18 protein-coding genes and 1 riboswitch are annotated in these 22,050 nt (G+C 41.2%); of the genes, 2 read left to right on the plus strand and 16 right to left on the minus strand.

Annotation, left to right across the window (positions count from 1 at the left end; genetic code table 11):
* Positions 1–99 precede the first annotated feature (99 nt).
* The 15 genes from rpsD to FZ941_RS09460 all read right to left on the minus strand — a co-directional run bounded on the left by rpsD (position 100) and on the right by FZ941_RS09460 (position 17,935).
* Complete coding sequence (gene rpsD, locus FZ941_RS09385; protein ID WP_000092756.1) at positions 100–711, minus strand: 30S ribosomal protein S4; 612 nt, start codon at positions 709–711, stop codon at positions 100–102.
* A 407-nt stretch (positions 712–1,118) separates the two neighbouring features.
* Positions 1,119–1,841: an ABC transporter ATP-binding protein gene (locus FZ941_RS09395; protein WP_148887686.1), complete on the minus strand. Its 723-nt coding sequence runs from the start codon at positions 1,839–1,841 to the stop codon at positions 1,119–1,121.
* Complete coding sequence (locus FZ941_RS09400) at positions 1,841–2,839, minus strand: ABC transporter substrate-binding protein (RefSeq protein WP_187418414.1); 999 nt, start codon at positions 2,837–2,839, stop codon at positions 1,841–1,843. The genes FZ941_RS09395 and FZ941_RS09400 overlap by 1 nt, the downstream gene beginning before the upstream one ends.
* 43 nt (positions 2,840–2,882) lie before the next feature.
* Complete coding sequence (locus FZ941_RS09405; RefSeq protein WP_148887687.1) at positions 2,883–3,635, minus strand: ABC transporter permease; 753 nt, start codon at positions 3,633–3,635, stop codon at positions 2,883–2,885.
* A complete protein-coding gene (locus FZ941_RS09410; protein WP_148887688.1) occupies positions 3,598–3,888 on the minus strand; it encodes a thiamine-binding protein in 291 nt (96 codons plus the stop codon). Before FZ941_RS09410 ends, FZ941_RS09405 begins: the two co-directional genes overlap by 38 nt.
* A gap of 221 nt (positions 3,889–4,109) precedes the next feature.
* A riboswitch (TPP riboswitch) is annotated at positions 4,110–4,212 on the minus strand.
* A gap of 84 nt (positions 4,213–4,296) precedes the next feature.
* Complete coding sequence (locus FZ941_RS09415; RefSeq protein ID WP_187418415.1) at positions 4,297–4,920, minus strand: HAD family phosphatase; 624 nt, start codon at positions 4,918–4,920, stop codon at positions 4,297–4,299.
* Positions 4,921–5,124: 204 nt separating this feature from the next.
* Positions 5,125–5,397, minus strand: coding sequence for a Veg family protein (locus tag FZ941_RS09420; protein ID WP_005592064.1), 273 nt, complete (start codon positions 5,395–5,397; stop codon positions 5,125–5,127).
* A 1-nt stretch (position 5,398) separates the two neighbouring features.
* A complete protein-coding gene (dnaB, locus tag FZ941_RS09425) occupies positions 5,399–6,754 on the minus strand; it encodes a replicative DNA helicase (RefSeq protein WP_015606064.1) in 1,356 nt (451 codons plus the stop codon).
* Positions 6,755–6,780: 26 nt separating this feature from the next.
* Positions 6,781–7,233, minus strand: coding sequence for a 50S ribosomal protein L9 (gene rplI, locus FZ941_RS09430; RefSeq protein ID WP_125373170.1), 453 nt, complete (start codon positions 7,231–7,233; stop codon positions 6,781–6,783).
* A gap of 1 nt (position 7,234) precedes the next feature.
* Positions 7,235–9,220, minus strand: a complete 1,986-nt coding sequence (locus tag FZ941_RS09435) for a DHH family phosphoesterase (RefSeq protein ID WP_187418416.1) — start codon at positions 9,218–9,220, stop codon at positions 7,235–7,237.
* A 289-nt stretch (positions 9,221–9,509) separates the two neighbouring features.
* A complete protein-coding gene (gene mnmG / locus FZ941_RS09440; RefSeq protein WP_148887690.1) occupies positions 9,510–11,420 on the minus strand; it encodes a tRNA uridine-5-carboxymethylaminomethyl(34) synthesis enzyme MnmG in 1,911 nt (636 codons plus the stop codon).
* A gap of 137 nt (positions 11,421–11,557) precedes the next feature.
* A complete protein-coding gene (gene mnmA / locus FZ941_RS09445) occupies positions 11,558–12,703 on the minus strand; it encodes a tRNA 2-thiouridine(34) synthase MnmA (protein WP_262366296.1) in 1,146 nt (381 codons plus the stop codon).
* Positions 12,704–12,962: 259 nt separating this feature from the next.
* A complete protein-coding gene (locus tag FZ941_RS09450; protein WP_148887692.1) occupies positions 12,963–13,499 on the minus strand; it encodes a LysM domain-containing protein in 537 nt (178 codons plus the stop codon).
* Between the two features lie 143 nt (positions 13,500–13,642).
* Positions 13,643–16,237 (minus strand): YfhO family protein, encoded by a 2,595-nt coding sequence (locus FZ941_RS09455; RefSeq protein ID WP_148887693.1) that lies wholly within the window; start codon positions 16,235–16,237, stop codon positions 13,643–13,645.
* A gap of 75 nt (positions 16,238–16,312) precedes the next feature.
* A complete protein-coding gene (locus FZ941_RS09460) occupies positions 16,313–17,935 on the minus strand; it encodes an ATP-binding cassette domain-containing protein (protein WP_148887694.1) in 1,623 nt (540 codons plus the stop codon).
* Positions 17,936–18,173: 238 nt separating this feature from the next.
* Between FZ941_RS09460 and trpS the strand changes: the two genes are divergently transcribed.
* The gene (gene trpS, locus FZ941_RS09465) at positions 18,174–19,199 is read left to right on the plus strand and encodes a tryptophan--tRNA ligase (protein WP_148887695.1); all 1,026 of its coding nucleotides are present in this window, start codon (positions 18,174–18,176) and stop codon (positions 19,197–19,199) included.
* Positions 19,200–19,364: 165 nt separating this feature from the next.
* The gene (gene guaB, locus FZ941_RS09470) at positions 19,365–20,846 is read left to right on the plus strand and encodes an IMP dehydrogenase (protein ID WP_148887696.1); all 1,482 of its coding nucleotides are present in this window, start codon (positions 19,365–19,367) and stop codon (positions 20,844–20,846) included.
* A gap of 86 nt (positions 20,847–20,932) precedes the next feature.
* Here guaB and recF read toward each other — a convergent pair whose 3' ends face one another.
* Entirely contained in the window at positions 20,933–22,048 is a 1,116-nt protein-coding gene (gene recF / locus FZ941_RS09475; RefSeq protein ID WP_148887697.1) for a DNA replication/repair protein RecF, read from the minus strand.
* Positions 22,049–22,050 lie beyond the last annotated feature (2 nt).

Here is a 22,050-nt window from a genome sequence, read left to right on the forward strand (position 1 = left end):
GACAACTAATAAAGGCTGGGACAAGATGTCCTAGCCTCTTTTGGTTAATCGAATAAAAAAGAAGCCGAAATCGGCTTCTGAATAAATTTCCAATAGAAATTAAAGCATTTTGTTGTAGAATTCAACGACAAGTGCTTCGTTGATTTCTGGGTTGATTTCGTCGCGTTCTGGCAAGCGAGTCAATGAACCTTCCAATTTTTCAGCGTCGAATGATACGAATGCTGGACGTCCAAGAGTTGCTTCAACAGCTTCAAGGATCGCTGGAACTTTCAATGATTTTTCACGAACTGAGATCACTTGACCTGGAGTTACGCGGTATGATGGGATATCAACGCGTTTTCCGTCAACAAGGATGTGACCGTGGTTTACGAATTGGCGAGCTTGACGACGAGTAGTCGCAAGACCAAGACGGTAAACAACGTTATCCAAACGACGTTCCAAAAGAAGCATGAAGTTGAAACCAAGGATTCCGCCTTTGATTTTTGTAGCTTGTACGAACAAGTTACGGAATTGTTTTTCACCTACACCGTAAGTGAAACGAAGTTTTTGTTTTTCAGCCAATTGCAAACCGTATTCTGACAATTTAGAACGGTTGTTTGGTCCGTGTTGTCCTGGTACGTAGTTACGACGTGCCAATTCTTTACCTGTACCTGTAAGTGAAAGGCCAAGGCGACGAGCTTGTTTCCAAGATGGTCCTGTATAACGTGACATATGTATGTCCTCCTGATATAAATAATATTTGGCGGAAATAGTCACTTAGAAAGCCCTGATTCGTGCAGATGCCCTTCGCCTAAACAGCCAAGGTTACTTGTCATAAGACACCTGTTGACGAGCTTCATGCTTTCCTGCTGCTATTTCACACAAAGGCTATTGTACCATGAACAAAAGAAAAAGTAAAGGGGAATAAACAAAAAAAGGGCTGGGACAAAAGTCCTAGCCCCTCAATTGTTTTTGGATTGTCGAGCAAGACGCAGTGGTTGAGTGGGCTCTATTACGCTGATTTCATCAGCTTTTACAACCCTACTCAACTGTGCGGAGGTGGGACGACGAAATCGAATTCTAACGAATTACCGATTTCTTTCCCACTCTCTAAAGTCATTTTTAGAAAACAAGGAAACTCACAAACCTAAAAGTTTCAAAATCTCCTGCTTGTATCGCAGCTTCTGCAGTTCTTTATCCTCGCTGTCTGACCAACTTAGCTGGAGGTTTGCCACGATTTGCCCAGGGCGATTTTTCAGAATGTAGATACGGTCACTGAGAGCGAGAGCTTCCTCAATGCTATGCGTGATGAGAAGAGTCGTCAGACTCAGCCTACGGTGAATATCCAGATACCAAGCATGTAGCTCCATCTTGGTCAGCTCATCCAAGGCACTAAAGGCCTCGTCCAGAAGAAATAGCTTATGGCCGAACATGTAGGTCCGCAGCAGAGCCACGCGCTGCCGCATCCCCCCGCTCAGCTCATGTGGATACTTGTCTGCCACATCAAAGAGCCCGAACTCCTTCAAAATCTGAGTTGCTTGCTCCGTCGCTTCCTTTTTGGATACTTTTCGGATGAGGAGGGGCAAGATGACGTTGCCCAGCACTGTCTTGTGCTCCAGCAGCAAGTCCTTCTGCAGCATATAGCTCACCCGCCCCTTAGGATTTTCCTGCCCGTCTAGGACAATCCTGCCCGACTGGACTTCCAAAATCCCAGCAATCAGATTAAAGAGAGTCGATTTCCCAACGCCACTAGGACCCAAAATCCCTACGACCTGGCCTGCTTCTACCTCTAGGCTGATATCTTTCAAAATCTGCTGCTCATCATAAGCATAGCTTACATTTTCAAGTTTAATTTCTGTCATTATTTTATATAATCGTTGCTGAATCCCTTATCACTCAAGTCATTGTTCACGATGCCATTGTCCTTGGTCCATTTGTAAAAGGCATTCCAGCGGCTAGCCTCAAACTGACCCCACTTGTCCTTATCCGATGCATATTGCTCGGACAAATATTTTTGGGAAGCCAAGACAAAGTCACGCTTGCTTTTCAGCTCTGGCGCATGCTTGATTAAAATATCCGCTGCTTCTTCAGGGTGCTCCATGGCATATTGATAACCCTTCCTGATGGCCTGCAGGACCTTTTTCGCCTCGTCTGGATTCTTCTTCAGATAGTCATTATTAGCAATAATGACTGGGGAATAATAGTCAAACTCCTTTACATAGTCCTTCATATAAAAGAAATTAGTGTCAATGCCTTGCGTCTCTGCCATGATGCCGTCCCAGCCATGATAAATCCACGCTGCATCAAACAAGCCATTTTCAATCGGCGTAATAGAGTTGGAATCGTTATTAGGCACTTTTTCCACTTCGTCAAACTTGCCACCTTGGCTTTCAACTAAGGTTTTGAGCATGCCCAGCTCCACAGGATCATTCCAAGTGCCGTATTTTTTCCCAGCCAGATCCTTAGGCCCTGTAATACCAGCCGATTTCTTAGAAATAATGCCCGAAGTATTATGCTCTACAATAGCTGCAACAGCCGTGATTTCTGCACCCTTATCCAGTTTTTTAGCCATGGAGTCCTGGAAGTAAATACCAAAAGGTGCCTTGCCGTTGATAATCAAATCCGAACTGCTATCTTCAGGCGGCAACTTGATATCCACATCCACACCTGCTTCCTTAAAGTAGCCCTTTTCCTGAGCTACATAAAGGCCAGTATGGTTGGTGTTTGGTGACCAGTCTAGAATAAAATCAATCTTTTTATCCTTACTAGCAGACTCTGAGCCTGACTTGCTGCAAGCCGCTAGGCCAAAGATTGACACGGCAGCCAAACCTGCCAAGAACATTTTATAAGTTTTTTTCATTATAATCCTCTTTTCTTTCTTTGGAAATAGCAGAGCTGAGCTCCTATTTCCACTTAATGACATATTTTTCACTGACAGCCACCAGCTTCATCCCCAGAAGACTGATAACCGAAACCAATATGATAATAGCAAACATAGTATCGTACTGGAAAAGTTTCTTGGACTGAATCATATAAACACCCAAACCTTCGAAACCGCCCAGCCATTCAGAAACCACGGTCGTGATAAAGGCATAAGAAACACTGACACGCAAGCCCGCATAGAAATAGGGTAGGCTAGCCGGAATCTTAAAGTGCCAGAGAATCTGCCAGCGATTGGCCTGCATAAGCTCAAAGAGCGTCAGAGTATCCCGGTCACAATGCCGAAAACCATCCAGAATACTGACGATAATCGGAAAAGTTGTCGTCAAAATAATCAGCACAATCTTAGGCAAAATCCCATAACCCAGCCAGAGAACCAGAATTGGCGCCAAAGCAATGGTCGGAATCGTCTGCACCACGACCATCATGGGGTAAATCAGATCATTGAGCCAGCTCATGCTGTCCATGAGTATAGCTAGTATACAGGCCAAGATGACGCCCAAGACTAACCCCAGCAAGGCTACTTTTAAGGTGGCCCAGCTATGACCTGCTAGAAAGCCCGCATCTCTGATAAAGGCCTGACCGATTTCCAGAGGTGTCGGCAGGATAAACTTGGGCAAGAGCTTGAGCCAGCCCATGACCTGCCATATGACAAGGATTCCCAGCATCCCCAAAAGGCTAATCTGCTGCCGCAGGATATTTTTCAAGTTTTTCATCAATACTTAAAATCTTTCCATAGTTTATTTTCACATTCGCAAAAACATTGTCTGCCTGAGTGCCTGCAAGCTCAATCGCCTGCTGCAGAATAGGAAATAAGGTCTCCCATTCCCCTTCTAGAACGGTCTCAAAAGGTGTCACGACCATCTTCACTGGCTGTTTTTGCAAAAACTCAATCACTTCCTCTATGACTGCCAAACGATTCAAATCATGTGACAAAGGAAGAATTTGTAAAGCGATACTGGCTTTCATCTCTTCACCTCCTTACTTTCATGCTTCATCTGAGAATAATGTATGCAGATAGGATTAAAATTCACAAGAAAATAACTTGGCTTTTAAACAAAAAGACAGCGAGCTCCCTTTATAAACACCTTACTTTCCATACAAAAACACCTTCTCCAATATGGAAAAGGTGTTGCATGCATCAGTAAACTAAAGATTGGTGAATATTCACCAATTTAGCAAAACCACAAGGTCTTTACAAATACAATTCCCTACGCTGGCATTACCCAGATCAGGTGCGGTCGAAGCTTACACTTCCTCTCAGACTGTACACAGACTCCCATATATAGGATTATGATAACGCAATCATCAGCAAATGTCAAGATTGGAGCTTGGACTCACTACTTTTCAACTACAAGTGAATCAAACGATCGTCAATCAGACAAACTCTCCTTTCGCAGCCAACAAAGCCTCCATAGCCCTGATATTTTCTGGCTCACTGGTGGATAAGATGGTTTCAAAACCCAGTTCAGCTGCCGTATCCAAGTTAGCCTGAATGTCGTCAATGAAAACGGACTCTGTCGGATTAAGACTATACTTTTTTAGTAGCTTTTGATAAATCTCTGGCTCTGGCTTGACAACCCCGACTTCTGAGGAAAGGATATAGCCCGACAGCAGTGGAAAGATGGGCAGCAAACCAGCTTTTTCAATACGGTAAAAAATCTCGCAAGTAGTTGACAGGATGTAAATGCGATAGCCTTGATCAGCCCACAGCCCAATCTGCTCCTGTAAACCACTGTAAACCTCCACAACCTCATACCAATTGTAGAAGATATTCTGAACAGCAGGATGGTAGGAGTCATCCAGCTGAACAAGCACTTCGTCACAGGCTTCTTTCAAGCTCAGCTCTCCCTTGTCTGTTTGATGCCAGACACCCGACTCAAAAATGACCTGTCTAAGAAGCTGTCGCCGCTCTTTCTCAGGTTCAAAAGAGGTCAAGATTTTCTCAGAATTCCATTCAATCAAGACATTTCCTAAGTCAAAAATCAGGTTTTTTATCATTTCCTTCACCAGCACTTTCTCTATATGTAGGAGCTTTCATAAGTCCTAGCTCATGCCTTCGCAGATACACCATTCGGCTGATCTTAACCGTCCTTGGTATGGCATGTTTAGGTTAAGAAAAATCCCAGAAATGAACTGTTCCTCAAAGTTGGGTTTTACCCAACTCTAGGAAGCAATACAAAGTTCTGGAATAACCTATTATTCTTAGTCAAAATAGCGAATTAAATTTTTCTCTGTCAAAATATCTGAGTAAGTATAGGACTCCACATAGGTGTTGGCAATTTCACCCGGCTGCCCTCCTTCATTTTCATACTCAACGATAAATAGAGAAGGATAAACTTCAATCAAGCGACCTTGTTTGCTTTTTTGGCGCTTACGGCCATTTTCCAAGGTCATTTCCACCATCTGCCCCTCGTGAGCCTTGATGTCCTCCTTGATTTTCTTCATTTTTGCCACATCTGTAAATGCATCACTCATACTATACATCCTCTCTTTTAGAAATACTTGAAAATTTATTATATTCTTTTTGGAAAATTAGCTCAACCGTACCACGCGCTCCGCTCCGGTTTTTCTCAATAATGACTTCAACCTTATTGTTAGGAATGCCTTCCTCTTCCTCACCGGCCCGTTCATAATAGTCATCTCGGTAAAGAAAGGCTACGATATCCGCATCCTGTTCGATAGAGCCAGACTCCCGAATATCTGATAGTACTGGACGTTTGTCCTGCCGTTGCTCCACGCCACGCGAGAGCTGACTCAGCGCAATAACTGGCACCTTGAGCTCCTTCGCTAAAATCTTAAGCTGGCGGGAAATTTCTGAAACTTCCTGTTGGCGATTTTCGCGACCCGTTCCTGTAATCAACTGCAAGTAGTCAATTAAAATCAGGCCAAGATTACCTGTCTCTTGAGACAGCTTACGAGCCCGCGAACGAATCTCCGTAATTCGAATCCCTGGCGTGTCATCAATATAGATACTCGCATTGGCCAGATTTGCCGTCGCAATGGTATATTTCTGCCACTCTTCATCTGTCAATTGCCCTGTACGAATGGAGTGAGAATTAATCACTCCCTCTGATGCCAACATCCGGTCCACCAGACTCTCTGCCCCCATTTCTAGTGAGAAGATGGCCACTGTTTTATCCAGCTTGGTCCCGATGTTCTGAGCGATATTGAGGGCAAAGGCCGTCTTACCAACCGCTGGACGAGCAGCTAGGATGATTAACTCTTCTTCGTGCAAGCCCGTCGTCATCTTATCCAGCTCACGGTAACCCGTCGCAATCCCTGTAATATCAGTAGTTTGCTGAGAACGAGCTTCCAGACTAGCGAAGTTAAGATTTAGAATATCCTGGATGGTTTTAAAACCGCTACGGCTAGCCGTTTCACTGACATCAATCAGGGCCTTTTCCGCACCCGCAATGATTTCCTCGGATGGTCTCTCGCCATCATAGGCTTGATTGATGGATTCTGTCAAACGCGAAATCAGCCGACGCAAGATTGCTTTTTCAGAGACGATTTTGGCATAGTACTCTGCATTGGCAGAAGTCGGCACAGAATTAACGACCTCTACCAGATAGCTCAAACCACCAATATTCTGCAAGTCTCCCTGGCTATCCAAAATATTGCGGACAGTGGTCGCATCGATGGCATCCCCACGGTCTGCCAAGTCAATCATAGCCTTAAAAATCAACCGATGGGCATATTTAAAGAAATCCCCAGGCTCAATATATTCACGGACAAAGACCAGTTTGCTCTCATCGATGAAAATGGCCCCTAGTACAGACTGTTCTGCTAAAATATCTTGAGGCTGAGCTCGCAACTCATCAATCTCTGCCATAGGTGAATCCTTCCTTTATTCCCTTTCTACCCTTCAGTAACCCGCAGGCGAATCACACCTGTTACATCTTGGTAAATCTTTACAGGAACATCAATCAGACCAATCGAACGAATGGGAGAATCAACCTTGATATTCCGTTTGTCAATTTTTAGGCCAAATTGCTTTTGTAGTTCATCAGCAATTTTCTTGTTAGTAATCGAACCAAAAGTCCGTCCGTCTGGGCCGACCTTCTCTGTAAACGCAACAACCGTTGCCTCTTCTTCCAACTTAGCTTTAATGGCTTGAGCTTCTGCTACCATTTCTGCGTGGGCTTTTTCTTGAGATTTTTGCTTTCCTCTCAGCTCACCGATAGCTTGTGCATTGGCTTCTTTGGCCAGATTTTTCTTAATCAGGAAATTTTGAGCGTAGCCAGTAGGCACTTCCTTGATTTCCCCTTTTTTCCCTTTTCCTTTTACATCTGCTAAAAAAATAACTTTCATTTTATTTCTCCTTTTCTAGTGATTCTTCATTATCCATCACTTGATCCATAATCTCTTGATTTAGACGTTGGGTGACTTCAGCAACCGTTTGATCGCTGACTTGCGCTGCAGCTAGATTAAAGTGGCCGCCACCACCCATTTTCTCCATAATCCGCTGGACATTGATCTTGCTGCGACTACGAGCTGAAATGGATACGTAACCCTCAGTATTCCTGCTGACCACAAATGTTGCTTCAATGCCCGACATGGCAAGCATAGTGTCAGCTGCCTTACTAATGACGACAGTATCATAGCTGGTATTTTCAGGACCCGCTGCTACAATCACATTTGGCAAAAGCTTCTTACCAGTCAAAATCAGCTCATTGACTGCTCTATACTCTTCAAAATTCGTCGAAGAAATATCCTGAATGACGACACTATCACTGCCCCGAGCCCGCAAATAACTGGCTACATCAAAGGTTCGACTCGTTACTCTGGAGGTGAAATTCTTGGTGTCTAGCATAATCCCAGCCATGAGCAGGCTGGCTTGAATTTTATTAAGGCGATTTTTCTTGGAGTTTTGAAACTGAATCAGCTCTGTTACCAATTCGCTGGCGCTGCTAGCTCCACTTTCGATATAGGCGATGACTGCGTTTTCAGGAAAATCCTCATCGCGACGATGATGATCCACTACAATTGTCTGACTAAATCGATCAAATAATTCTCTTGAAAGCGTTAAGGCCAACTTCGAGTGGTCTACCATTATCAAGAGCGAACGACTGGTCACTCGGTTTACGGCTTCTGAGATCGGCAAAAGATAATCAGCGCCTTCTGACGTCAATTTTTGAATAGAGCGATAGATATCTGACCCCATCTGTTGATCATCATACACAACATAAGCTTTCTCAATGATATTGCTAGCAAAAAGCTGCATACCCACCGCGGAGCCTAAGGCATCCAAATCAAGATTGCGATGACCAACCACAAAAACCTGATCTACACTCTTGATTTTATCTGAAATAGCTGCCATCATAGCCCTCGTACGCGTGCGTGTACGTTTGACAGATGCAGCCGTTCCACCACCAAAGTAAACTGGATTCTTGGTCTCGTCATTCTCTTTGACAACCGCTTGGTCACCACCTCGGACCTCAGCTAGGTTAAGATTAAGGAGGGCAATCTTACCAATTTCATCATGCTTACCATCCCCGTAAGAAAAGCCCATACTAAGCGTCAGAGGAAGTTTTCGATTCTTGGCTTCTGTCCGAAATTGATCAATGATCGAAAATTTACTATCCATCAGTTGTTCCAAAACCGTATAATCTGTGAAAAGATAATAACGATCCATACCCACCCGACGGTAGAACATATGAAATTGCTCAGAAAACTCTGCTACAAAGTTAGCTACAAAACTATTGATATGACTGATATCTGAATCTGATACAGCATCTTCCAAATCATCATAATTATCAACTGAAACAACACCGATAACTGGTCGCGTCGTAACGAGCCCAACTGTTGCTTCATACTCACTTGATGCATCAAAAAAGTACAAGACACTAGAAGCTGAATCAAAGTAAACAGAATACTGGTTTTCTCCTACTGTTGCGTAGCTACCCGATTTCGAAGCAGCAAGCTGGATAATTTCCTGCAGGAGATCACTATTTAGCTCCCCATCATCCGTTGTAAAAATCAATTCAGCATAAGGATTGAACCAGTCCACATCTCCACTATTTTCATTGATTTTAATCACACCAACTGGCATCTTATCTAACAAAGAAGCTAAACTTCCCTCTGCTTGATGATTGACATAGCGAATCTGCTCAAGCTCGTCCAATTCGGACATTCTCTGCTGCTGAATAAATAGCCCAACCAAAAGCGCCAGCACTATGAAAAGAGAAGCCAGCATAGGCAAACTATCACCAAAAAGGCGTAGACAAATAGCTAATATGATAAAGGAAGTAAACCCCACTATCGCAAAGTGGCTCGGGGAAAAACGAATTCTTTTCATTAAAAAACCTCTTATTGCGCCATTTTACCATATTTTCTTAAAAAAAGCGAGTTTTCACTGTCTTTGGACACTTGTAAAGCAAGACAGAAGCAAGTCGCTAAGATTCTTTTTAGATAAGAACTTGTGAATCGCTTTCAATCTCTGTAAACCTTGTAAATATAACAGTTTTAATAATTGACAATATATGTAAACCCTGTTTTGTATAAAGAGATTCTTTTGTCAATTTTCGTTTACAAAACTGTAAATTATATAAAAAACGTACTATCATTAAGATAGTACGTTAATATGGTTATGATTTTGCTTTGTTTTTAGAAATACTTCTAGACTTTCCTTCCAAATAAACCATCAAAATCGAAATATCTGCTGGATTGACACCCGAAATACGGCTTGCTTGACCAATCGTTTCTGGATTGATTTTCTTAAACTTCTGCCGTGCTTCTGTCGCAATGGAATCAATATCATCCCAGTCAATATTAGCTGGAATCCGCTTTTCTTCCATACGTTTCATCTTCTCAACCTGATCAAGGGCTTTAGAAATATATCCTTCGTACTTAATCTCTGTCTCAATTAGCTCGATAATTTTTTCATCCAACTCTTCTGTCGCTGGACCAATAAACTGAACTACATCTTGGTAAGACACTTCCGGACGCCGCATAAATTCTTTAGCTGTCACTGCATCTGTCAGAGATTTAAAGCCAAGAGCTTCTATCTTAGCATTGGTTTCCTTGACAGGTTTCAACTTGATGGATTCCAAGCGCTTCATCTCGTTGTCAAATTGATTCTTTTTAATCTCGAAACGAGCCCAACGCTCATCATCTACCAAACCAATTTCTCGGCCAATCTCTGTTAAACGCATATCAGCATTGTCATGGCGGAGAATCAAACGGTACTCCGCTCGGCTAGTCAAGAGTCGATAAGGTTCTACGGTTCCCTTGGTCACTAAATCATCAATCATGACTCCAATGTAACCATCACTGCGCTTCAAGATTAACTCCGGCTTACCTTGAACTTTCAAGGCCGCATTAATCCCAGCGATAATCCCTTGACCTGCAGCTTCTTCATAACCAGAAGTTCCATTGGTCTGACCTGCTGTAAAGAGTCCAGAAATTTTCTTGGTTTCCAAGGTTGCCCGCAACTGGTGAGGCATAATCATATCGTACTCAATGGCATAGCCTGTCCGCATCATCTCAGCATTTTCTAGCCCCTTAATAGAGTGAACCAAGTCCTTCTGCACATCTTCTGGCAGACTGGTTGATAGCCCCTGCACATAAACTTCTTCCGTATCACGTCCTTCAGGCTCTAGGAAAAGCTGGTGGCGTTCTTTGTCCGCAAAACGGACGATTTTATCCTCAATAGACGGGCAATAGCGTGGCCCCACACCCTTGACTATTCCTGAAAACATAGGCGCCCGATGCAGGTTGTTTTGGATGATTTCATGACTTTCGGCATTGGTATAAGTCAACCAGCAAGGAACTTGATCCTTCACATAGTCCTCATCACGAGACGTGTAAGAGAAATGATTGGCCTTTTCATCACCTGGCTGAATCTCGGTCACATCATAATTGATAGATGACGCCTTGACACGCGGAGGCGTTCCAGTTTTAAAACGACCAATTTCAAAACCTAGATCCCGCAGGTTATCAGCCAAAGGAATGGCTGCCAGACTGTGATTCGGGCCAGATGAATACTTGAGATCACCAATGATAATTTCTCCCCGCAAGGCTGTTCCAGTCGTAACAATGACAGCTTTAGCTGCAAATTCTTGATTGGTCGCTGTCTTAACCCCAATGACCTTACCATCTTCTACTAAGATTTCATTAATCATGGTTTGCCGCAGAGTCAGATTTTCTTGATTTTCGACAGTTTTCCGCATTTCTTTGGAGTAGACTTCCTTATCCGCCTGCGCACGAAGAGCCCGTACTGCAGGTCCCTTCCCCGTGTTGAGCATCTTCATCTGGATATAGCTCTTGTCAATATTCTTGGCCATCTCACCGCCCAAAGCGTCTACTTCACGGACAACAATGCCTTTAGCAGACCCTCCGATAGATGGATTACAAGGCATAAAAGCCAGCATCTCAATATTAAGGGTTGCTAGCAGCACTTTACAGCCCATACGACTGGCAGCCAGAGACGCCTCAACTCCGGCGTGGCCTGCCCCAATCACGACAATATCATAACTTTCAGTAAAATTGTGTGTCATTTCTTTTTCCTTCATTTTTTCACCAAAAAAGGCCAAGTCTCTAGAAGTGCAGGACAAAAAAGCCTGCAACATCCATGAGCTTTGACCATCATAGGTATTGCTTATCTTATTGTAGCAAATTGAGCGAAATTGTCAATCTAAATGTACTGCAAGACTTGACCATTCTTATAAGCTCTGTCAATCAATCCTCCACCTAAACACTCTTCTCCATCATAAAAGACGACAGCTTGACCTGGAGTAACAGCCCTTTGTGGTTGATCGAAGTTGACAACTGCCTTGTCCCCCTTCACAGTAACTGTCACTTTGGAATCTGGCTGACGATAACGGAACTTAGCTGTACATTCCATAGTAAATTCCTCTGGCATTTCTTTTGTGAAATGAACCTGACTAGCGTCAAGGCTAGTTGACATCAAATTATCATGATAAAATCCTTGACCGACATAAAGAATATTTTGGCTAAGGTCTTTTCCGACTACAAACCAAGGCTCGTTGTCACCGCCCTGCTGACCACCAATTCCAAGACCACCCCGCTGTCCAATGGTATAATACATGAGTCCAGCATGCTGGCCCATATCTCGGCCATCCATTGTCATCATGCGACCAGGCTGGGCTGGTAAGTATTGACTCAGAAATTCTTTAAAATTCTTCTCACCAATGAAGCAAATGCCTGTTGAGTCTTTCTTCTTAGCAGTCGCAAGGCCTGCTTCTTCTGCTAGTCTGCGAACTTCAGGTTTTTCCAAATGTCCCAAGGGGAACATGGTTTTTTGCAGTTGTTCTTGCGAAAGTTGGCTGAGGAAATAGGTCTGGTCTTTGCCATTGTCCACACCACGAAGCATATGAACAATGCCATCCTCATCACGCGCCACACGGGCATAGTGCCCAGTCGCCACATAGTCTGCCCCCAAGGTCATGGCATAGTCCAAAAAGGCCTTGAACTTGATTTCCTTGTTACACATGACATCTGGATTTGGAGTCCTACCAGCTCTGTATTCTGCCAAGAAGTATTCAAAAACGCGATCCCAATACTCTTTTTCAAAGTTGACAGAGTAGTAAGGAATGCCAATCTGATCTGCAACAGCAGCTACATCCTTGTAGTCTTCCGTAGCTGTGCAGACACCAAATTCATCTGTATCGTCCCAGTTTTTCATGAAGATGCCAATTACATCATAACCTTGCTCTTTCAAGAGTAAAGCAGTTACTGATGAATCGACCCCTCCGCTCATACCAACGACGACACGAGTCTTAGAGTTATCACTCATTGTGTTCTCCCATCTTTTCGTTATTTCACGATTGAAGGTCGTGCTGTGCTTTCAACGATTGAAGGTCGCTTGAGCAAGGTCTATTATAGCATGATTTAGCAAGGAGAACAACGAATAACCTTTGCCCAATCTGATGAGTATTTCAAGTTGTCAAGTAAGTTTACAGCATTGTAAATATCTTGATACAAAAACATCATATTCCAACCAAGAATTTACTAATAATTATAAAAAAGGAACTAGAATGCAAATTCCAGTCCCCATAAACATATTTCTAAATAAAGTTTTAATACCAGCCATTTGCTAACCAGAAATTTTTAGCAGCCGACCATGAGCCATAGCGACCTGCTACATAAGCATCCGCTGTTTTCTCTTGATTTTCTGGTGACAAATCTCCATTTAGATAGGTGATAGTCAACTGATAGCGACCATAGTATTGCCCATTTTGCGCTGTATAACTGCCGCTGGATTCTTTTTGAGCAATCCACTCTTTGGATTCTGCATCCTCAGCACTCAAGCCAGAACTTGGGTTTACAGTAGATTGCTCAGCCTTATCTGATTTTTCAACAGTCACCTGCTCAGACACATCATCGTCCAGCTCTAAAACCTGTCCAACACTAATCAGATTGATATTGCTGATCTTGTTTTTTTGCGCAATCTTGTCAACATTCGTCTGATGAGAAGAAGCAATCGCTGACAAGGTGTCACCTGACTTGACAGTATAACTTTCTGCATTGGCTACAATAGGAAGCAAAACAGCAGCTCCTGACATCAAACTGAGCAAGCCTACTTTCATCATTCTATTTTTAAAATACAAATTCATGTTTAGAATTCTCCTTTTCTGTGATATATCTATCCTAAAGTAAAAGTATTACAGAATCTTATTACTTTGATGAATTATATTACAGACTATTGAAGAACTTGTAAAAACAGACATATATTCTAAAGTTTTTGATGATGTAAAGGCTATGCTGAACTATCTCTATGTTTTTTGCTCCATTTAAATCGAACTCTATCATAGAAGAAAAATAAAACTATTCCTAAAATGAAAGCTGCAGTTCCTTCCTTTAATCCCCTTGGAACAAATGATAGGGTAACTCTGCCTGCTCCTCTGTTCACATCAAGTTTCATAAAACCATTTTGCGCACGTTTTAACGGAACCTTCTTGCCATCTACACTAGCTGTCCAGCCCTTATCGTAAGGAATGGTGAAAAAGAGAGAACTATCTCTATCTGCATGATAATCAACTGTTACCGTATTGGATTTTGTCGTCACAGAAACCTCTTGTTCTTTCAATTTACTTATGAGTTGCTGATATTTATTCACATCCACAGAGAAAAACTCTGGTTGGTTAAAAGAGACAGTTCGATTCTCTGGGAAAGAAAATTGGATAGAAACCGTCTGTGCTTCCTTAAAGTAACCAATATTCAAAAATGGGAAAACATTATGAGTCGGATAACGATTCGTGATTCCATTTACAGTGATATTGACATCCGTTTGATTATCGTTTGAAAAATCAAGATCTGAAAGGTTGACATAGACTTGACTACCTGCAGCTACCTCAATTGTATAGGTGATGCTAGCATAACTTAATTGACTGTCATTTTTGATGCTTGCAGTTACTTTTCCTTCAGTTTCTTCCTCACTATCAACTATAGAAATCCGCTCATAATATTTATGATTCAAACCCGATAATTGATTTAAAAAGGCTGTTTGATTGTCAAGTGTTAAATTTGTAAACTTGACATCTTTGTAAACATCATTGGTTAAGAAAGCCAAGCCCAAAGCATAATTATTTTCATACAGTGTCATTGACCGCTCAGTCTTCTCTGCAGAAAAACCAAATTTCTGTGGGTCTGTTTCAGACAAGTTATACTTTACAGCAAAGATGCTATCCATCAAAATAGTATTATTTTGATAGCGGAGATTGAGATTAGTTCCTGCCGATTTAAATCCTAATTTATCTAAAGTCGAGCTTGCTTGCGTATTTCTGACTGATGAGAATTGAGAAATTCCATTATAATTAAATTTCATACTGTCATTCCCAGTCTGAGGATCAAGCCTCTCTGTTCGAAAGAAATCTTTGTTTTCTTTCTTACTATACTTGACAAGACTGTCAATTTCGTTCATCTTTTTCGAATAGGATGAACGACTTGCAAAGACCCATTCTTTTGCAATTCCATCAACCTGATAATAAGCGTTTAAAGTAAGCTCAAAAACCACAAAAAACAGTAAAGATAGTGTAAACATCCTTTGCCTAACGTGATAACGAATAAAAGCAAAACTGATTAAGAGATAGGCAAAGAAAAACTCTAAAGTAAAAATGTAATTTTCGGGACCAAGAAAATCATAGTGCTTTCTATAATGCAAAGTGGCTAGAAAACCAAAAGAAATGAGTAGAAAGCTAAGGAATACTTGTCGCCATTTTACTTCCTCCAAACGATTGAGCGTTTCTGCAGCCATCAAAATGATAAGAAGAGAAAAGAGCCAAGAATAGCGATGTAAAAACATATTTGGAGCATGCATTCCTTGCCAAAGCAAATCCAAATGCTGCAGTCGAAAGCTCACTATAAAAATGCCAATCAACAAAATGTAGGTCAGTTTCACGCGAAGCTTAATACTTTTTATCGTGAAAAATAAGATACTTAAAATAAGAGGAAATAGACCAACATAAATCATAGGAATGGATCCATACTTAGTCGTATCAAAACTTCCTACAAAATTTTTAGCAAAAATATCTAGATACCAACTTTTCTCAGTAAACAAGTCTTCAACCTTTGTCAAGGTCTCACCATGTGAACTCAGATCTAGATAAGTCGGCAAAATCATAGTTAAACTAGTAAGGCCTGCTAATATTGACACGATAGCAAAATCAGGGAGAGAGCGAATCCTAGCCTTAAAGTTCCAAGAAAGCTGAACGAGATACCAAAGGACTAAAAACAAGGACATCATGTAACCAAAATAATAATTTTGGATAAAGAGGATTGACAAGCTTGTAAAGTATAAAACTCTCCCTTGTCCATTCATCAACTTGTGTAAACCAAAGATGATAAGGGGGACTACTATAAATACATCTAACCAAGTTTTTATTTCAAGTTGACTAACTGAGAAACTCATCAGGGCAAAGGAAGTCGACAGAATCAAGATTAGTGTTTCTGAAATTTTTTTAAAGATCCCTTTAATGCTAATACAAGTTGTCAAGCCAATCAAGCCAAATTTAATAAGAGTAAACAAGTAAACCGCATCTGGCATTGATTTTAAATCGAAAAAGTAGACGAAGGGGGAAAGGAAACTTCCTAGATAATAGCTGGAGAGGGCATAAAAATTTTGCCCTAAGCCACTTGAAAATGTGTAAAAAAGACTATCTGTTCCATGAAGGATATTCCTCAAGGTCGTATCAAATACGACATACTGATGGAAGCCGTCTCCAAGTAACGGCGAAGTATCACTTCCCCAGTAAATACCTTGACTCAGATAAACGAAACACATAATGAGAAAAGGTAAGATGAAGGAAGCCAAATAAAGCCAATTTTTCTTAAAAAAATATCTGATTTTTTCCATGTTTCTTATAGAGAAAGAGGCCGAAACGTTGTTTCATGCCTCTGTAAACCTCTGTCAACTCATGTTGACAACTTATTAATCTTTCCAAAGTTCTTTGACTTTTGCCTGAACTTCTTGATTTTCCAAAAATTCATCATAAGTTTCGTCAATGCGGTCAATCACACCATTTTTTGAGAGAACGATGATATGGTTGGCCAAGGTTTGAATAAACTCATGGTCATGGCTGGCAAAAATGATCGATTCTTTAAAGTTCTTCAAACCATCATTAAGACTAGAAATAGATTCCAGATCCAAGTGATTAGTAGGATCGTCCAAGACCAAAACATTTGACTTGAGAAGCATCAGTTTAGACAGCATAACCCGAACTTTTTCTCCACCTGACAAGACGTTGACAGACTTGTTAACTTCATCGCCAGAGAAGAGCATCCGACCCAAGAAACCACGAAGGAAGGTGTTATCATCCTCTTCCTTGCTCGCAAATTGACGGAGCCAATCAAGAATAGATTCACCACCAGCAAAGTCGCGAGAATTATCTTTTGGTAAATAAGAACGACTGGTTGTAACACCCCACTTGATAGTTCCTTCATAGTCAATATCTCCCATCAAGGCACGAATCAAGGCAGTTGTTTGAATATCATTTTGTCCAATCAAAGCTGTCTTATCGCCAGGACGAAGGATAAAGCTGATATTGTCAAGAATGGTTTCGCCGTCAATCTTGACAGAAAGATTTTCTACTGTCAAGAGATCGTTCCCGATTTCCCGTTCCGCTTTAAAGCTGATAAATGGATATTTTCGACTTGACGGAACAATTTCTTCCAATTCAATCTTATCCAGCATCTTTTTACGAGAGGTTGCCTGTTTAGACTTAGAAGCATTGGCTGAGAAGCGAGCAACAAACTCTTGCAATTGCTTGATTTTTTCTTCCGCCTTAGCATTTCGGTCAGCGAGCAACTTAGCTGCCAATTCACTTGATTCTTTCCAGAAATCATAGTTTCCGACATAAAGTTTGATCTTACCAAAATCAAGGTCAGCCATGTGGGTACAAACTTTATTTAAGAAGTGACGGTCGTGGGATACGACAATAACTGTATTGTCAAAGTCAATCAAGAAATCTTCCAACCAAGTAATGGATTGAATATCCAAACCATTGGTCGGCTCGTCTAGAAGCAAGACATCAGGTTTACCAAAAAGAGCCTTGGCAAGAAGAACTTTGACCTTGTCGCCGTTTGTCAGTTCACTCATATTTTGGTAATGCAAGTCTTCTGGAATATTGAGATTTTGTAGCAATTGAGAAGCTTCACTTTCAGCTTCCCAGCCACCCAACTCAGCAAATTCACCTTCCAGCTCAGCCGCTCGAACCCCATCCTCGTCAGAAAAGTCAGGCTTCATATAGATGGCATCTTTTTCCTTCATGATATTGTAAAGGTGCTCATTCCCCATGATAACAACATCAATGGCCCGCTCATCCTCATAGTCAAAGTGATTTTGACGCAAAACAGAAAGTCGCTCATCTGGCCCCAAAGAAACATGGCCTGTCGTCGGCTCAATATCTCCAGCTAAAATTTTCAAGAAGGTGGACTTACCCGCACCATTCGCCCCAATCAGGCCATAAGTGTTTCCTTCTGTAAATTTAATATTTACTTCATCAAATAATTTTCGATCACTGAAACGCAGTGACACATCAGATACTGTAAGCAATGATTTTCTCCTATATATGTGATCTCCTCCATTTTACTAGAAAATTCTTCTTTTTTCAAATTATTATGGAATTAAAAAATATTTGAAGAGATAAAAATACTGTCAACCTTGTAAACATACTGTAAATATATTGTCAAGTTATTTCTTTTGAACTATGATTATTCTTTTTTCTTCTAGATTCTTCCGCATTTTCTTTGAAAATGATATAATGAGAGCAATACTAATTGAGGAGCAAGCAATGACAAAACCCATTATTTTAACCGGAGACCGTCCGACTGGAAAATTACATATTGGTCATTATGTCGGAAGTCTACGTAACCGTGTCCTTTTACAAAATCAAGACAAGTATGAGATGTTTGTTTTTCTGGCGGATCAACAAGCTCTGACAGATCATGCAAAAGATCCACAAACAATTGTAGAATCCATTGGCAATGTAGCCTTAGACTATCTGGCAGCTGGACTGGATCCAAAAAAAGCAACTATTTTCATCCAGAGTCAAATTCCAGAGTTGGCAGAACTGTCAATGTACTACATGAATTTGGTGTCTTTAGCTCGTTTAGAGCGCAATCCGACTGTCAAGACAGAAATTGCTCAGAAAGGTTTTGGAGAAAGTATCCCAACTGGATTTTTGGTTTATCCTATCTCTCAAGCCGCAGACATCACAGCCTTTAAGGCCAATTATGTACCTGTGGGAAATGACCAAAAACCAATGATTGAGCAGACACGAGAAATTGTTCGTTCCTTCAATCATGCTTATGACTGTGAAGTTTTGGTAGAGCCAGAAGGCATCTATCCAGAAAATGAAGCGGCTGGTCGCCTGCCAGGGCTTGATGGCAATGCTAAAATGTCCAAATCATTGAACAATGGGATTTATCTAGCGGATGATATGGACACACTCAAGAAAAAGGTCATGAGCATGTATACCGATCCTGACCACATCAAAGTTGAAGATCCAGGAAAAATCGAAGGTAATATGGTTTTCCATTATCTGGATGTTTTTGGTCGACCAGAAGATGCTGCTGAAATTGCGGCTATGAAAGAACACTACCAACGTGGTGGTCTGGGTGATGTCAAAACTAAACGCTATCTCTTAGAGATTTTAGAGCGGGAATTAGGACCAATCAGAGAGCGTCGACTTGAGTTTGCAAAAGACATGGGACAAGTCTATGACATGCTGAAAGAAGGCAGTGATCGTGCTCGACAAGTTGCTGGACAAACCCTGTCAGAAGTCAAAAATGCAATGGGAATTAATTACTTTAAATAACGAACGATAAGATCTAATTGCGACAAAAACCATCGTCTTTTACCTAAAAAAGAGATGGTTTTTAATTTTTACATAATAATCATTGACAAATGCCTATAGAATGGTATGATAATAACAATAAAAAGACGAGCCCTGCTCAATATATAAGAAAAGAGGAAACTGTGGATGTCTAACTGGGACACTAAATTTCTGAAAAAAGGTTTTACCTTTGATGACGTATTGCTTATTCCAGCTGAAAGTCATGTGTTGCCAAATGATGCTGATTTAAGTACAAAACTTGCTGAGAATTTAAAATTAAATATCCCAATTATTACTGCGGCTATGGACACAGTTACCGAAAGTCAAATGGCGATTGCTATTGCCCGGGCCGGCGGTTTAGGTGTCATCCACAAAAATATGTCTATTGCACAGCAGGCTGATGAGGTTCGTAAGGTAAAACGTTCTGAAAATGGTGTCATTATTGATCCATTCTTCCTGACTCCTAATCATACAATTGCTGAAGCGGATGAATTGATGGGACGCTACCGCATCAGTGGGGTGCCAGTGGTTGAAACGATGGAAAATCGTAAATTGGTTGGTATTTTGACTAATCGCGATTTGCGCTTTATTTCAGATTACAATCAACCAATTTCTAATCACATGACTAGTGAAAATCTTGTTACAGCCCCAGTCGGAACTGATCTAACAACAGCTGAAAGAATCTTGCAAGAACACCGAATTGAAAAACTACCTTTAGTAGATGAAAACGGTCGCCTCTCTGGTCTTATCACCATTAAAGATATTGAAAAAGTCATTGAATTTCCAAATGCAGCTAAAGATGAGTTTGGTCGTCTACTAGTTGCGGGGGCTGTTGGTGTAACTTCAGATACTTTTGAGCGTGCAGAAGCCCTCTTCGAAGCGGGAGCAGATGCCATTGTTATTGATACAGCACACGGTCATTCTGCTGGCGTTCTACGTAAAATTGCTGAAATTCGTACACACTTCCCAGACCGCACCTTGATTGCGGGTAATATCGCAACTGCTGAAGGAGCACGCGCTCTTTATGAAGCAGGTGTTGACGTGGTTAAGGTCGGAATCGGACCAGGTTCTATCTGTACAACTCGTGTCATTGCCGGTGTCGGTGTACCACAAGTCACAGCAATCTACGATGCAGCTGCAGTTGCGCGTGAGTATGGAAAAACCATTATTGCCGATGGAGGAATCAAGTATTCAGGTGATATCGTCAAGGCTCTTGCTGCAGGTGGAAATGCAGTTATGCTTGGATCCATGTTTGCTGGAACAGACGAAGCGCCAGGTGAAACTGAAATCTTCCAAGGACGTAAATTTAAAACTTACCGTGGAATGGGCTCTATCGCAGCTATGAAGAAAGGTTCCAGCGATCGCTACTTCCAAGGTTCTGTCAATGAAGCTAATAAGCTAGTTCCAGAAGGAATTGAAGGGCGTGTAGCTTATAAAGGAGCGGCTGCAGATATCGTCTTCCAAATGTTGGGCGGGATCCGTTCTGGTATGGGATATGTCGGTGCAGCTAACCTGCAAGAACTTCATGAAAATGCTCAATTTATTGAGATGAGTGGTGCTGGTTTGAAAGAAAGTCACCCTCACGATGTACAAATCACAAATGAAGCTCCAAACTACTCTGTCCAATAAAATTATAAATAAAAACAACCTTGTCAACTCCTTGACAAGGTTGTTTTTATTAGTTTACAAAGTTGTAAATTAAATTTACAACCGTTTTACTTATTTGTAAAACAAAGGTTCTCTTCTTTCTTAATTACGCCTTGACTTATCTGAAAAATATTAATATCGTCTGGTAGATTTTGCAAGTGATCAAGGCTAGTTGTTGTAATGAATGTCTGAATGTTTTGAGAGATAGTTTCTAGTAATTTAAGTTGACGCATGTTGTCAAGTTCACTCATTACATCGTCAAGTAATAATATTGGAGTATCTTTTGTAAGATTCTCGATGAGTTTAATTTCAGCTAACTTGAGAGATAGGACAAGGCTACGATGTTGGCCTTGGCTACCAAATCCAGCTTCCATATCATTGATAAAAAAGTTAATATCGTCTCGGTGAGGTCCGACACCTGTATTTTTTTTGAAAAGATCGCGTCTACGGCTTTCTGATAAGGCTGCTCGAAAAGAAGCTTCCAAGTCTTCAAGACACGAAAACGGAACAGAGGATAAATACTTGATTGTCAATTTCTCTTTCCCTTGAGAAATATCTCTATGACTTTCCTGAGCAAAACCTTCTAGCTTTTCAATAAAGTCTAAGCGATGTTGCATGACACGACAACCAAAATCAATCAGTTGCTCATCTAGAACAGAGAGAAAGGTTTCATCTACCTTGTCATTGGCCTTAAGATAGGCATTTCTTTGCTTGAGCACATGATTATAACTAGATAAGTCAGCAAGGTAGATGGGCTTGATTTGCCCAAGCTCAATATCAATAAATTTTCGGCGCAAAGCAGGGGCACCTTTAATGAGCTGTAAATCTTCTGGAGCAAACAAGACAACGTTGACAACCCCTATATAATCTGATAATTTCCCTTGTTTCAAATGATTTACCTTGGTGATTCTCCCCTTTGGTGTCAACTCGATGTCAAGTGGGATTTTACCCGTTGTTTTTTCAATGATCCCTGAAATTTGAAGATTTTTCTCTTGAAAATGAATCAAATCCTTATCGGTTCGGGTCCTATGACTGCGAGTAAGGGCTAAAAAATAGATGGCTTCTAGAATATTAGTTTTCCCCTGTGCATTTTGCCCCAGAAAGATATTAAGGCCAGGATCAAAATCAACCTCTGCAGACTGGTAATTACGAAAATGTTTAATTTTCAGCGTTTTTAACCACATGG

The organism is Streptococcus sp. Marseille-P6264, assembly GCF_902460355.1.
GTDB lineage: Bacteria > Bacillota > Bacilli > Lactobacillales > Streptococcaceae > Streptococcus.